This is a genomic window from Flavobacterium cryoconiti, assembly GCF_048158645.1.
In the GTDB taxonomy this organism is placed as follows: domain Bacteria; phylum Bacteroidota; class Bacteroidia; order Flavobacteriales; family Flavobacteriaceae; genus Flavobacterium; species Flavobacterium cryoconiti.
Genome location: NZ_JBLNKW010000004.1, coordinates 154734 through 168228 on the forward strand (window position 1 = coordinate 154734; position 13495 = coordinate 168228).

Annotated in this window: 10 protein-coding genes; 7 read left to right on the forward strand and 3 right to left on the reverse strand. The window is 32.4% G+C overall.

The window, feature by feature from the left end; translation table 11 throughout:
• Nucleotides 1–30: 30 nt before the first annotated feature.
• The gene (gene polA, locus ACM55H_RS07725) at nt 31–2871 is read right to left on the reverse strand and encodes a DNA polymerase I (protein ID WP_416835963.1); all 2841 of its coding nucleotides are present in this window, start codon (nt 2869–2871) and stop codon (nt 31–33) included.
• Between the two features lie 360 nt (nt 2872–3231).
• Here polA and ACM55H_RS07730 point away from each other — a divergent pair, with 360 nt between their 5' ends.
• The 7 genes from ACM55H_RS07730 (at nt 3232) to ACM55H_RS07760 (ending at nt 9480) form a co-directional block, all read left to right on the forward strand.
• Nucleotides 3232–4755 carry a hypothetical protein gene (locus ACM55H_RS07730; protein WP_416835964.1) on the forward strand — a complete coding sequence of 508 codons (1524 nt, stop codon included), beginning with the start codon at nt 3232–3234 and terminating at the stop codon, nt 4753–4755.
• A gap of 192 nt (nt 4756–4947) precedes the next feature.
• On the forward strand, nt 4948–5136 hold the full coding sequence (locus tag ACM55H_RS07735; RefSeq protein ID WP_416835965.1) for a hypothetical protein: 189 nt from the start codon (nt 4948–4950) through the stop codon (nt 5134–5136).
• Between the two features lie 199 nt (nt 5137–5335).
• Nucleotides 5336–6010 (forward strand): response regulator transcription factor, encoded by a 675-nt coding sequence (locus ACM55H_RS07740; protein ID WP_416835966.1) that lies wholly within the window; start codon nt 5336–5338, stop codon nt 6008–6010.
• 8 nt (nt 6011–6018) lie between these two features.
• Nucleotides 6019–7356 carry a sensor histidine kinase gene (locus ACM55H_RS07745; RefSeq protein WP_416835967.1) on the forward strand — a complete coding sequence of 446 codons (1338 nt, stop codon included), beginning with the start codon at nt 6019–6021 and terminating at the stop codon, nt 7354–7356.
• Between the two features lie 101 nt (nt 7357–7457).
• Nucleotides 7458–7649 carry a hypothetical protein gene (locus ACM55H_RS07750; protein WP_416835968.1) on the forward strand — a complete coding sequence of 64 codons (192 nt, stop codon included), beginning with the start codon at nt 7458–7460 and terminating at the stop codon, nt 7647–7649.
• Nucleotides 7650–7874: 225 nt separating this feature from the next.
• Entirely contained in the window at nt 7875–9110 is a 1236-nt protein-coding gene (locus tag ACM55H_RS07755; protein WP_416835969.1) for a metallophosphoesterase, read from the forward strand.
• A gap of 73 nt (nt 9111–9183) precedes the next feature.
• Nucleotides 9184–9480 (forward strand): thioredoxin family protein, encoded by a 297-nt coding sequence (locus tag ACM55H_RS07760; protein WP_039108730.1) that lies wholly within the window; start codon nt 9184–9186, stop codon nt 9478–9480.
• 11 nt (nt 9481–9491) lie between these two features.
• Here the strand turns inward: ACM55H_RS07760 and ACM55H_RS07765 are convergent, their stop codons facing one another.
• Complete coding sequence (locus tag ACM55H_RS07765; protein ID WP_416835970.1) at nt 9492–10133, reverse strand: polysaccharide deacetylase family protein; 642 nt, start codon at nt 10131–10133, stop codon at nt 9492–9494.
• A gap of 81 nt (nt 10134–10214) precedes the next feature.
• Nucleotides 10215–13490: a glycosyltransferase family 117 protein gene (locus tag ACM55H_RS07770; RefSeq protein WP_416835971.1), complete on the reverse strand. Its 3276-nt coding sequence runs from the start codon at nt 13488–13490 to the stop codon at nt 10215–10217.
• Nucleotides 13491–13495 lie beyond the last annotated feature (5 nt).

Consider the following 13495-nt stretch of genomic DNA (forward strand, 5'->3'; position numbering starts at 1 on the left):
TAATTTAATCTGACCCTTTCTTATTGAAATTTAATGTGCTTCCAACCAATCTTTACCGGCCCCTAAATCGACATCCAAAGGAACATCGAGTTTAAACGCATGCTCCATCTCGTATTTTATCATGGGTTGGATTTTTTCGAGTTCAGAATTATGAACATCAAAAACAAGCTCATCATGAACCTGTAGTAACATTTTACTTTTCCAGTTTTCGGATATTAGTTTTTCATGAATGTTAATCATCGCAATTTTGATAATGTCAGCAGCACTTCCTTGTATCGGGGCATTCACGGCATTTCTTTCAGCAGCACCACGAACAATAGCATTAGCTGAATTAATATCTTTCAAATAGCGGCGACGGCCAAGAATCGTTTGCACAAATCCATTTTCTCGGGCATATTCAATTTGTTCTTGTATGTATGATTTTAATCTAGGATACGTTTTGTAATAGGCTTCAATCAAAGCGGCACTTTCGGAACGGGAAAGCGAAGTTTGGTTACTCAATCCAAATGCAGAAACGCCATAAATAATACCAAAATTCACCGTTTTGGCATGGCTTCGTTGTTCACGGGTAACTTCTTCTAATGGAACATTGAATACTTTTGAAGCGGTCGATTTGTGAATGTCTTCATGATTTTGAAAGGCGGCAATCATGTTTTCTTCGCCACTCAATGCTGCAATAATACGAAGTTCTATTTGAGAATAATCGGCAGAAACAATCGTGTAATTTTCATCTCTTGCCACAAATGCTTTTCTAATTTGTCGGCCACGTTCGGTACGAATCGGTATGTTTTGTAAGTTTGGATTATTGGAACTTAAACGACCGGTTGCCGCCACAGTTTGCATATAATCGGTATGTATTCGATTCGTAATTTTGTCTACTTGGTTTGGTAAGGCCTCGACATAGGTGTTCTGCAGTTTTACCAATTGTCGCCAATCAAGAATATCTTTTACAATTGGGTTTTCAGCTGCTAGATAACTCAAGATTTCCTCACCAGTGGCATATTGACCGGTTTTGGTTTTCTTTTGTTTAACTCCACCAATTTTTAATTTGTCGAATAAAACATCACCCAATTGTTTTGGAGAAGCCAAATTGAATTTTTCACCCGCAGTTTCATAAATGTTTGCTTCTAATATTTTAATATCATCATCTAATGTTTTTGATAGTGATTTCAAGAAATCTACATCCACACGAATCCCTTCTTTTTCCATATCAGCCAGGACTTTTACTAATGGAATTTCAATTTCCTCAAAAAGTTTTTTGGTGCCGGTTTTGTCTAATTCCAAAGTGAATATTTCTTTGAGTTGCAATGTCACATCAGCATCTTCAGCGGCATATTCTTTAATTTCTTCCAATTCAATGTCGCGCATTGATTTTTGGTTTTTCCCTTTTTTTCCAATTAAAACTTCGATAGATTTTGGAGAATATTTCAAATAGGTTTCTGCTAAAATATCCATATTGTGGCGCATATCTGGATTAATCAGATAATGGGCAATCATGGTGTCGAATAATTTTCCTTCAACTTTAATGTTGTAATTAGAAAGAATTTTTAAATCGTATTTTAAATTTTGCCCAATTTTCTCAATACTTTCATTTTCGAAAAAAGGAATAAATTTTTCGATTAAAGTTTGTGCTTCTGTTTGGTTTTCTGGAAATGGAACATAGAATCCTTTTCCCTTTTCATAAGAAAAAGAGATTCCAACCAATTCTGCATGTAAGGCATCTAAGCCTGTCGTTTCAGTATCAAAACAGACAGCAGATTGATTTTGTAAATTTTGTAATAATAATTTTAGTCCTAAATCACCTTGAATAATCTGATAAGAATGTTCCGTGTTCTCTAGTGAATTATAATATTGATGACGTGTTTCTTCAGAAGTTTCATCTGCATTTGTACTTCCAAAAAGATCAAATTGTTCTTCATTCTTGGGTTGTGGTTTTTTATATAATTTAGCTTCGTCAACAGGATTGTTAGGTATTGTTGTTCCGCCTTTTTTAAATATTGTATCAAACTGCTCTGCCATTCTTCGAAATTCTAATTCGTTGAAAAGAGCATCTGTTTTCTCGACATCTGGAGTCGATAATTCGTAATCTGTTTCATCAAAAACAACTGGGCAGTCCAATAAAATAGTCGCCAAAGTTTTAGATAACAATCCTTTTTCTTTGTTAGCTTCAATATTCTCCTTCATTTTTCCTTTTAGCTTGTCAGTATTTGCCAAAAGGTTTTCCATCGTTCCAAATTCCTTTAATAATTTTTTCGCAGTAACTTCTCCTACACCGGGTAATCCTGGAATATTGTCGGCGGCATCTCCCATCATTCCTAGGAAATCAATTACTTGATCGGGTCTTTCGATTTCGAATTTTGCCAAAACTTCAGGAATTCCCCAAATTTCTATTCCGTTACCCATTCGAGCGGGTTTGTACATGAAGATGTTTTCAGAAACCAATTGTGCAAAATCCTTATCAGGGGTTACCATAAAGACTTTATAGTTTTGTTTTTCAGCTTGTTTTGCGATGGTTCCTATTAAATCGTCAGCTTCATAACCTTTGACTTCTATGATAGGAATGTGCATGGCTTTCAGTAAATCCTGGATGTATGGAATAGCAATTTTTATAGCTTCAGGAGTTGCATCTCGATGTGCTTTGTATTCAGGGAATATTTCATTTCTTAATTGACTGCCACCATTATCAAAAGCAACGGCTAAATGATCCGGTTTCTCTCTTTTTATTACATCCATCAATGAATTCATGAATCCCATAATGGCTGATGTGTCCATTCCTTTAGAATTGATTCGAGGATTTTTTATAAAAGCATAATAACCACGAAAGATTAAAGCATAAGCATCTAAAAGGAACAGGCGTTTTTGTTGTGACATGATTGTAATTTTGTATAATTTTCAAAAGTACAAAACTTGGCAGATAAAGAATAGAGAGTTTTGAATATTTCTTGTAAATCATTATTCTTCAGTTTTGGTAATCTAAAAATTGAATCTAACCGATTTTTAATCAAAAAATTATTTAAAGTTTTAACTGACCTGACTGAATTTGATTGAAAATAGTAATCAATATTAATTAGTTGTAAATATTTTTTAATTTGTAAGATTATAAATATATAATTATAAATAATAAGTATTTAATCGATAAAATAAGTATTTAAACGATATACTTCGTAGCTTTACTAAATAGAGTTAGCGTCTAATGATGTTCTTTATATTTAATCTTTTAATTCGTTTATTATGAAAAAAAATTACGCTGCTAAAAAGGTATTACATGCCTGTCTATTATTTTTCATGATAATAACGACAAATGTATTTTCTCAAGTGGGAATTGGAACAGTTACTCCTGATGCAAGTTCGGTTTTAGACTTAACGTCTACTACTCAAGGGATGTTAGCGCCAAGGATGACTACTGCGCAAAGGACTTCTATCGCTAGTCCTGCGAATGGTTTGATGGTATATGATACGGATATCAAGGCTCTTCAGTATTATGATTCCTCAACCTCATTATGGAATAAAATATATGGAGATAAAGATGGACGATTAAAGTTTAAGCGTATTAAATCTACGGATGTTTTAGCAACGGTTCTAGCTGCAGAAAAAACTGCGGGAGGTAGCACTAAATATCTTCTTGATACCAATACTTTGTATGAAATTAATGGTATTGTTAATGTTGACTTACCAATAGAATTGAATAATGCTTATATTGTTGGTGAAGATGCTGGAGAAGATAAATTAGTTAAGGCATCTGGGGATCTTTTTACAGGTACAACCGGAGGTTCTATTAAGATATTGACGTTGACAGCAACAAGCGGTAATGTTTTTAATGTTACTGGAACAGGGTCAATCGGGTCAGGGACACAAACACAAAGTCTAGTCTTAAGGGATTGTATCATTGCAAGTTCTTCTAATATAGGTAAAATTGAAAATTTCGCATTAGCTTTTGTAAGTATTGTACAGTATTTAGGAAATACTACTGGAATTATTTATAAAGATATCAGTAAAGTTTTGCTTAGTAATGCCGCTTGGTTTGGAAACAATTCTGGAACCTATGAAACATTTCAAGGAACTTTTGGTTTAGTTGAAAAAACAGGAGGATTTAGTGAAGTATACGGTGCGGTAGTTGGTCTTGATGTCTCCAGTAATCCAACAATTACAGGCGATGCAGTAATAGAATCAGCTGTTTTTACAGGTACACTTACAACTGGCCTATATATAAAAGGGTACACGGTTGGTAGTTATACAGGCTATAATTTTGATAATAGATGGGCAGTCAGGTGTGCAGGAGTCCCAAATGAAGGAGATGCATTTGCAACAGGATTTTTATATGACAGTAACAACACTACTTCAACAAGAACAACTGCTACTGCTCAAAGCACCGATTATAAAGTAATTACTAACGCGACAACTGTTTCTAATTTATATAGAGTTAAATCGGATGTTAGTGGAAGATTAACATATATAGGTAAAAAAACAAGAACTTTTCAAGTAAATGCCTCAATTTCATTTGCTGAAGTTTCTGGTGGAACAAATGCGACCTATGTTTATTATATAGCAAAAATTTCTAGCAATGGTACTACCGTTGTTCCTCTGCCAGAAACAGAGACTTATATTGATACCAATAGTGGTTTTGTGCAATCTTTTCCAGTTACGGGGACAGTTTCTTTAAATTCCAATGAATCAATAGAAGTTCATGTAAAAAGAATAAATACAGGTACAAAAATATATTTAGATGTATATTCGCTTAATTTGTCTTTGAAATAAAAATCAATGCATATTTATAATTTCAAGACTTCACTTTTTAATTAAGAGTGAAGTCTTTTTTTTGCTGTTAAGTCTTGAAAACTTAATAATAAGTTAAACTTTTCTGTGCAGGTAAATCTTCATTTTTTCTTCATAATGTAGGTATACATTTGGTCTATAAATAACAAATGAATAATTTAAATTTTAGAAAACATGAAAAAAGTATTGATGTTAGTTGCAATTATGTTAGGAACAAGTGTTATGGTAAATGCTAAAACAACTCCAACAAAAACAGGTCCTGCCAAAGAAGTGAGAATGGAAAAACATTCAAAACACAGAAAAGCGAGAGCGGAGAAAAAAGCGGCTGCTATTGGAGCAGAAACGTCTAAAGCAAAAAAATAATCAACATTTTTGTTTTGCTTTCTGAGTAATGCAAGATGAATTGCCAAGATGGCAAAACAAAAGGGTTAATTGTTGAAAAAGCTGGTAAATAAATTTATCAGCTTTTTTTATTACCAACTTTCAGTTAAATTTATAACTATTAAAACAGTTACATTTACATTATATGTTACTTTGAATAGTTTTACTACACAAATCATTTATGAATATTCTTATCGTTGAAGATAATGCTGAATTAGCTATTGAGTTGAAAGATTTTCTTTCTACGAGTGGCTATGTTTGTAAAATTGCTAAAAACTGTGCCACTGCATTAGAGGAAATTAGCAGCAATGATTATGATATTATGTTATTAGATCTTGGATTGCCCGATGGAAGTGGGTTTGAGATTTTAAAAACGGTTCGGAAAATACAATCTAAAATGGCTGTCATAATACTAACGGCTCGTGGCGAACTCGATGATAGAATTAATGGTTTACAGCTTGGGGCAGACGATTATCTTACAAAACCTTTTGCTTTGACAGAATTAGGAGCACGTTTATTTGCTATCATTAGGCGCATACATGGTTTTGTTGTTAATGATTTAAACATTCATGACTTTAGTTTGCAGCTTCAAGATTATAAAGTGCATTGTGATGGAATTCCAGTTAAACTGACCAAAAAAGAATTTGATATATTTCAATATTTGGTGTTAAATAAAAACCGCGTTATTACCAGATTACAATTAACGGAACATATTTGGGGTGACATTCTGGAGGTTAATTCTGATTCGAATTTTATTGATGTACATGTACGAAACTTGCGAAAGAAATTAGAAAAATACGCTGCTATTGAATGGTTTGAGACCGTAAGAAGTGTTGGTTACAGGATTAACGATTAAATTATTTTATGAAAATAAAACACCAATTAACCATCTTCAATGCTATAACCAGATTGCTTGTAATTTTGGTTTTATGGATGATGTTGCCTGTTTTAGTTGAAAAAGTGGTTTATAAACATATTAATAAAAGTTTATTAGAAAAAAAGCAGAAGTTTATTGAACATTTAGATAAGAAGGAAATCAATGATTTCATTGTTAGAAATGACTCAACGGAAACCTACGCAAGCTTTTCTACATTACATAGTGAATTTCTGCAATTATCCAGGTTGCCAATAAATTCCGAAGTAGATAAAACGGTTTTTATCAATGAGCCTCGAATAATTGAGGAAGAAAAAAGCGATTATAGGATTTTACAATATCAATTTCTTTATGAGAAAACACGCTATCAGCTTGAAATAGGCAGTAGCCTGAGCGAAGTTGAAGAACTAACTTTTACGATTCGATTTTTTGTCTTAATCGTGCTTGTCATAATTCTATTAGTTACTTTTTTGATGGATACTTTTTATATAGAATTTCTTTTGAAGCCTTTTTACAAAATTATCGATACTAAAATTCGTCGGGTAAATGAACCAGATACTTTTGATCATACGCCAATAAACTCCCATTCTGCAGATTTTCAGGAATTGGATATGGTTTTAAACCAAATGATGAATCGAATAAGCGAACTTTTCAAGAAAGAAAAACAATTTATTGCCAATGTTTCTCATGAGCTTTTGACCCCAATTGCATTATTAAAAAATAAATTTGAAAATTTACTTCAGAATGATTCATTAAACGACAGTGCTATTGATAAAATTGCCAGTTCTTTAAAAACGTTAGATATGCTCAAGAAAGTAATCAATAATTTATTGCTTATTTCAAGGATTGAAAACCATCAATACGAGTCTAATGAAATTATAAATCTAGGCGAATTACTTACTGATTTGAATGAAGATTTGAAAGATCGTATGGATGAAAAGGAATTGACTTTCACGATGAATCTTGAATATGATTTTCAGTTTATTGGGAATAAAACCCTAATTCATATTCTTTTATATAATTTGATGGTAAATGCCATTAAATACAATAAAAAAAATGGAAGCATTACCATTGTAGATGGATTTTTAGATTCCAATTATTTTCTGTCAGTTTCTGATACTGGAATTGGAATGAATGAAAATCAAGTAGATCAGATATTCAATAGATTTTCCAGAATTGATGCTAATGAAGAAGGGAATGGTTTAGGACTCGCCATTGCTGACAGTATTGCTCTTTTTCATCATATAATAATCGAAGTTACTTCAAAACTAGACGAAGGAACAACATTTCGTTTGCGTTTTCCGAATAATGAAAAACTTAATAAATAGTTAAAATTTACCTGAGCACTAAATCTTCATTAAATCTTCATTTAGCAGTAATACATTTGGTCTATAAATAAATCAAATTATTAATAATAAAATTCACAATCATGAAAAAAGTATTGATGTTAGCTGCAATGGTTTTAGGAACAACAGTAATGGTAAACGCTCAAGTAGCTCCGGCAAAAACAGCTCCTGCAAAAGAAGTTAAAGCTACTAAAAAAGCAGCTAAAAAAGCTAAAAAAGTAGAAGCTGCTAAAGCTGAACCTGCTAAAATGGAAGCAACTAAAGCCAAAAAATAATTAAATACTCTTATTTTACTTTCGTAAAATTGTTTGAATAAATTATAAAAGGTAGTTAGTAAAATAAATAGGGTTTAATTGAAAAAAAGCTGATAAAGAAATTTATCAGCTTTTTTTATAAAAAAAAGGTTGTTGCAATGTATTTGGTACGATTTTAGTTAAATTTTGATTAATAAAAACTAAAAGTATTTTCTTAATTTGTTATTTTGTATAAAATATTATAAAATGATTCTTCGCATACTATTATTATGTATTGTCCTTCTTATTATTGAGCTTTATGCATTTCAAGCATTACGAACCTTAATAAAGGTAAAATGGGTTTTGGTCTCTTACCAGATTATTAGTTTCCTATTGTTAATATTCATTGTTTACTCTTTCATGCAATTTGACCGTTCTGTAGGACAAACTAAACAAACAATGTTTACTATGGGTTTAGTGCTTCTAGTGTATGTTCCAAAAATGGTTTTAGCGCTTGTATTACTGGGAGAAGATATCTTTAGAATTGGAGCCGGATCAGTAAATTATTTTATTGAGAACAATGACAATATGACTTTTTTAGCTTCCAGAAGAAAATTTGTAAGTCAGATCGGATTAGGATTGGCAGCAGTTCCGTTTTTATCTTTGATATATGGTGTGACGGTTGGGAAGTACAATTATAAGGTTATTAAACAACGAATCTTCTTTCCTGATTTGCCAGATGCTTTCGATGGCTTTACGATTACTCAAATATCTGACGTTCATAGTGGAAGTTTTGATAATCCTGAAAAAATAAATTACGCAATAGATTTAGTAAATGAGCAAAATTCAGATATGATTTTGTTTACCGGAGATATTGTAAATACTGATGCCAAAGAAATGCATCCCTGGATTGAAACATTCAACCGAATAAAAAAACACGAATATGGGAAATATTCGGTTTTAGGGAATCACGATTATGGCGAATATGTAACTTGGCCATCTGAGGCGGCTAAAGAGAAAAATTTTCAAGACATAAAAAATCTATACGGACAAATTGGTTTCAAATTAATGTTGAATGAACATACTTTTATCGAAAAAGGGAATGATAAAATTGCATTAATTGGTGTGGAAAACTGGGGGCAAAATTTTAAGAAAGCGGGCGATATTAACAAAGCATCTGAGCATGTAAATAAAGAAGATTTTAAAATTTTGATGAGTCATGATCCATCACATTGGGATTACGAAGTGCAACATCATGAGAAAAACTTCCACCTTACATTATCTGGACACACACATGGAATGCAATTTGGGATTGAAATCCCAGGTTATTTCAAATGGAGTTTGGCTCAATATGTTTACACACAATGGGCCGGTTTGTATGAAAATATAGGTCGATATGTCTATGTGAATAGAGGCTTTGGCTTTCATGCTTATCCGGGAAGAGTCGGAATAATGCCTGAAATTACTGTCATTGAACTAAAAAAAGGCAAGGATGTGGCTTAATTCGTTTAAAATGTTACATTTGTAGAATAATTATCTTTTTTTAGTAAATTTAGAAAATTAAATTTTTGCTTTTATGTCAAAATTTGGAGAACTTATAAACACACAAATTCCTGTGTTGATTGATTTTTATACGGATTGGAACGAATCTTCTGTTTCAATGCATCCTGTAATTAGAGATGTTGCTGCTGCTCTTGGTGATAAGGCCAAAGTGATTAAAATTGACGTTGATAAAAATCAAGAATTAGCCGAAGCACTCCGAATAAAAGGTCTTCCAACACTTATGATTTATAAAGAAGGGTTAATGATCTGGAGACAATCTGGAGAGTTAGATGCCAACACTATTATTAGTATTGTTCAAGAACAATTTTAATAATTACTTTTTTATTCTATAATAGCACAAATAAAATTATTTTTTTCTAGATAGGCTAAAGTTCTTGGAAGTACATATTCTAAGTTTTTAAAAGCTTTTATGCTGTCATGAAAAACAATTATGCTTCCTGATTGTATATTGAATAATACGTTTTCTAAACATTCTTCCTTAGATAGCTTTTGATCAAAATCTGCGCTAAGTACATCCCACATTATTATTTTGTAGCCTAATCTCCGTATTTCTTTGGATTGGGCTATTTTCAACTTACCATAAGGAGGACGGAAGAGTTTGGGTTTTAGGTTGATTGCAAATTTTCGAATGCTTTTTTCACATCGCATGAAATTTTCTATGTATCCTTCAGTTGTCGTTTTCCAGCCATTTAAGTGATTGAATGTATGATTTCCAATCGCGTGACCTTCATTAATTACTTTTTTGAATATTTCGGGATGTTTTTCAATGTTATCTCCAATACAAAAAAAAGTTGCTTTTGCTTTGTGTATTTTTAATTCTTCCAAAACCCATTCAGTGATTTCCGGAATAGGGCCATCGTCAAAGCTGAGGTAAACTTTATTTCCAGTATTGGGTAAGTCCCAAACGTAATTTGAAAATAATTTTTTTATAATCCAACTCGTTTTTATCCAATGAAGTTTCATTTTTTTATTTTAAAAGTAAAAAAAAATAGCGACATTTTTCAATATCGCTATAGTTTATGATTGTCTTATTTTTATTTAATGTTATTCTTTCTCACGACCAAAACGTTCAAACATTTTAATATAGGTATTAAAAATCACTTTGTTTTTATTGTAAAAAGCAGAGTCACCACTTTCTTTCATTACGTGTAGTAAACCTCTGTAGCGCTCAATGTCAGTTATAATATCAATTGCAATACCGGTTTGATCAACTGGTGTAAGATTGATATAATAATTCAGGTTTTCTTTGTATTTAGTCATTAGTTTTTCAAGAAGTTCCTGTGCTTTTGCTTTTTCTCCAATATCATAATATCCTTTTGCAAATGGTTCAACCAAGGAATAATACCCGAATTTGTCCAAAGGCATTTTTGTCATAGCTAAATCGATAATGTTTTTAGCCTTGCCATTCTTTCCTTCTGCAATTAATTGATTCATCAATCGAGCAAGATTCATTCGGTACGTGATACTATTTCTTCGGGTTTCTGGATCGTGATAAATAGTTGGACTTTCGCTATTTCCCCAATCCCATTTCATAACGTTTGTGTACATTTTATCAGCATCAATTTGTCCCATTTCCATTTGGTTGTCATCTTTATTCAGTTTGGTTCTTATAGGGACTAATTTATAAACCATTCCGTCTAATTGAAGATAATTTTTCATCCAGATATAATCTTCATCATCAAAGGCACCACCACTAAAATAAATAGGCCTTTTCCAGTTGTTATTAGCTACAATATCAAGCATCATCAATCTGTTTTTGTATAGTGCATTTCCTTTGATGTCAATGTCTATATAAGGGACGATAGAGTCGTTGTATTTTGCAGAAACGACCTTGTTGTTGATAATAGTATTTTTGTCAATAGGAATTCGTATTTTATTGGTTGGATAAAAATGAATGGTTTGACCATTTTGCATTTCAACAGTAGATTTTGGATTCTTAATAAAATTGATGAAATCTTTTATTTCCCATCTAGTTTCTACTTTTGGAATATGCGCTACGTAATCCAGTTTATCACCTACATATTCGTCATGGACAAATGAAATAGGCAAAGGATCTGACTCGTATGTTTTAGTTTTCATTTGATCAATATACCAATCCGTCATGAAAAGACTAGTGTTTACTATTTTCACATCGGTTCTCACCTTTTCTATTTCTTGAGCATACCAAAGTGGAAATGTATCATTGTCGCCAATGGTAAATAATATTGCATCCTTATCGCATGAATTTAAATATGCTTTTGCCATCGCAACAGCGGTATATCTATTAGAACGATCGTGATCATCCCAGTTTTGAGATGCCATAAGTACAGGAGCTGCTAATAGACAGGATGCTATAAGTAATGGGCCGGCTATTTTTGGTGCCAAATATTTCTGTGCGCTTTCGTATAGCGCATAGACACCAAATCCTATCCAGATCGCAAATACATAGAAGGAACCTACTAACGCATAATCTCTTTCGCGGGGTTCAAAAGGTCTTTCGTTTAAGTAAATTTTCAAGGCTATTCCTGTGAATAAAAATAGTGCTAACAAGACGTAAAAACTCTTTAAATCTTTATTTGCATGATACATTAAACCGATAAGGCCAAGAATGAAAGGCAAAAAGAAATAGACATTTCGTCCCTTGTTATTCAATACATCTGATGGTAAATTATCTTGAGAACCTAAATGTAAATCATCAATAAATTTGATTCCACTAATCCAATTCCCATCTAAATTGTCATATTTTCCTTGAACATCACTTTGGCGTCCAACAAAATTCCACATTAAATACCTCCAGTACATATAACCGAATTGATATTCGAACATGAAACTGAAATTGTCAACAGTAGTTGGTTTTTCTATGATTAAATAATCGCCATAACTTTTCAAGAAGGAAACATAGCCGTCATTGTCAATTTGTTTTTGAGCATAAGCTTGTCTGAATTCTGCTACTGTTTTTTCAACTTCATTTTTCAACTGCGCAATGGCTTTGTTGTATTCTTCTTCGGTTAATTTACTTGGATCAATTCCGTATTTTGCTAAGTCATCTTCATACGGATAATCTGGATTAATCTTAAATTCTGGTGGGTTTGTGAAATTCATGTAATTCGCTACATGCTCCGTGCTCCACATTCTAGGTAAAATAGTTTTTTGATTATCGTCGCTATTTTGTTCAGCATTTTTGAAGTTATTTGTAATAAGATACTTGCCTGTTTTGTAGTCTCTTTCGTAGTTTGGAGCTTTGTCTAAATAAGGGTTTTTTTTATCTAATCCGGCAAAAGTTTCCGTGTACTGAGATCCGTAAAATAAAGGGTTTACACCATATTGTTCTCTATTGTAATAAGCAAGAACCTCTGCTGCATCCGAAGGTTTATTTTCGTTAATTACCGTGTTAGCATTCGCTCTGATAGGTAACATCATCCAAGTGGAAAATCCTATCAAAATAAACAATATGCATAGGATTATAGTATTGTAAAATATCAATCCTTTTTGTTTGGTGTATTTTAAGCCAAAATAAAAGAAAGCGATGAAGAGTAAGGCAACAAAAATAGTTCCTGAATCAAATGGCATTCCCATTTCGTTTACCATGAAAACTTCAGTTTTACCAAAGAAAGCCATTGTTAATGGGAGCAGTAATTTGAATATAAACAGCAATATGGCAATTACAACAACATTTGCAATAATGAAGTTTTTGACGGTAACGACTTTATAGTGTTTGAAAAAATAAAGAAAGCCAATTGCAGGTATTGTTAATAAAGCCATGAAATGCACTCCAAATGAGAGTCCAACAACTAATGAAATGATTAATAACCATTTGTTTCCTCTTGGTGTTTCCATGTCTTGTTCCCAGCGTAAACCCAGCCAAAATAATAAAGCAATAAATAAAGAAGCCATGGCGTAAACTTCTGCTTCAACCGCATTAAACCAAAAACTATCAGAAAAAGTATACGCTAATGCGCCTACAAAGGCACTACCTAAAACAACAATGTCATTGTTTTTATCATTTTCAGAAAATCTAGAAATCAGTTTTTTTAATAACATTGTAGATGACCAATACATAAAAAGTATGGTAAAGGCACTTGAAAAAACGGACATCATATTAACCATTAAAGCAATATGTTTATCATCTGAGGCAAACATCGCAAAAAAGGCACCCATCATTTGAAATAAAGGGGCTCCGGGTGGATGTCCAACTTCTAATTTTGCAGCTGTGGCAATATATTCTCCACAATCCCAGAAACTCATTGTGGGTTCAACGGTGAGTGTGTATGTTACTAATGCGATTCCAAATGTAAACCAACCAATAATCGTATTCCATTTATTGAAATTGAATGTTGCCATATTTC

Excerpts from the sequence above, each read along its gene's own strand:
- ACM55H_RS07730 (WP_416835964.1), top strand. The coding sequence starts at position 3,232 with ATGAAAAAAAATTACGCTGCTAAAAAGGTATTACATGCCTGTCTATTA.
- polA (WP_416835963.1), bottom strand. The coding sequence starts at position 2,871 with ATGTCACAACAAAAACGCCTGTTCCTTTTAGATGCTTATGCTTTAATC.
- ACM55H_RS07750 (WP_416835968.1), top strand. The coding sequence starts at position 7,458 with ATGAAAAAAGTATTGATGTTAGCTGCAATGGTTTTAGGAACAACAGTA.
- ACM55H_RS07735 (WP_416835965.1), top strand. The coding sequence starts at position 4,948 with ATGAAAAAAGTATTGATGTTAGTTGCAATTATGTTAGGAACAAGTGTT.
- ACM55H_RS07745 (WP_416835967.1), top strand. The coding sequence starts at position 6,019 with ATGAAAATAAAACACCAATTAACCATCTTCAATGCTATAACCAGATTG.
- ACM55H_RS07765 (WP_416835970.1), bottom strand. The coding sequence starts at position 10,133 with ATGAAACTTCATTGGATAAAAACGAGTTGGATTATAAAAAAATTATTT.
- ACM55H_RS07770 (WP_416835971.1), bottom strand. The coding sequence starts at position 13,490 with ATGGCAACATTCAATTTCAATAAATGGAATACGATTATTGGTTGGTTT.
- ACM55H_RS07755 (WP_416835969.1), top strand. The coding sequence starts at position 7,875 with ATGATTCTTCGCATACTATTATTATGTATTGTCCTTCTTATTATTGAG.
- ACM55H_RS07740 (WP_416835966.1), top strand. The coding sequence starts at position 5,336 with ATGAATATTCTTATCGTTGAAGATAATGCTGAATTAGCTATTGAGTTG.
- ACM55H_RS07760 (WP_039108730.1), top strand. The coding sequence starts at position 9,184 with ATGTCAAAATTTGGAGAACTTATAAACACACAAATTCCTGTGTTGATT.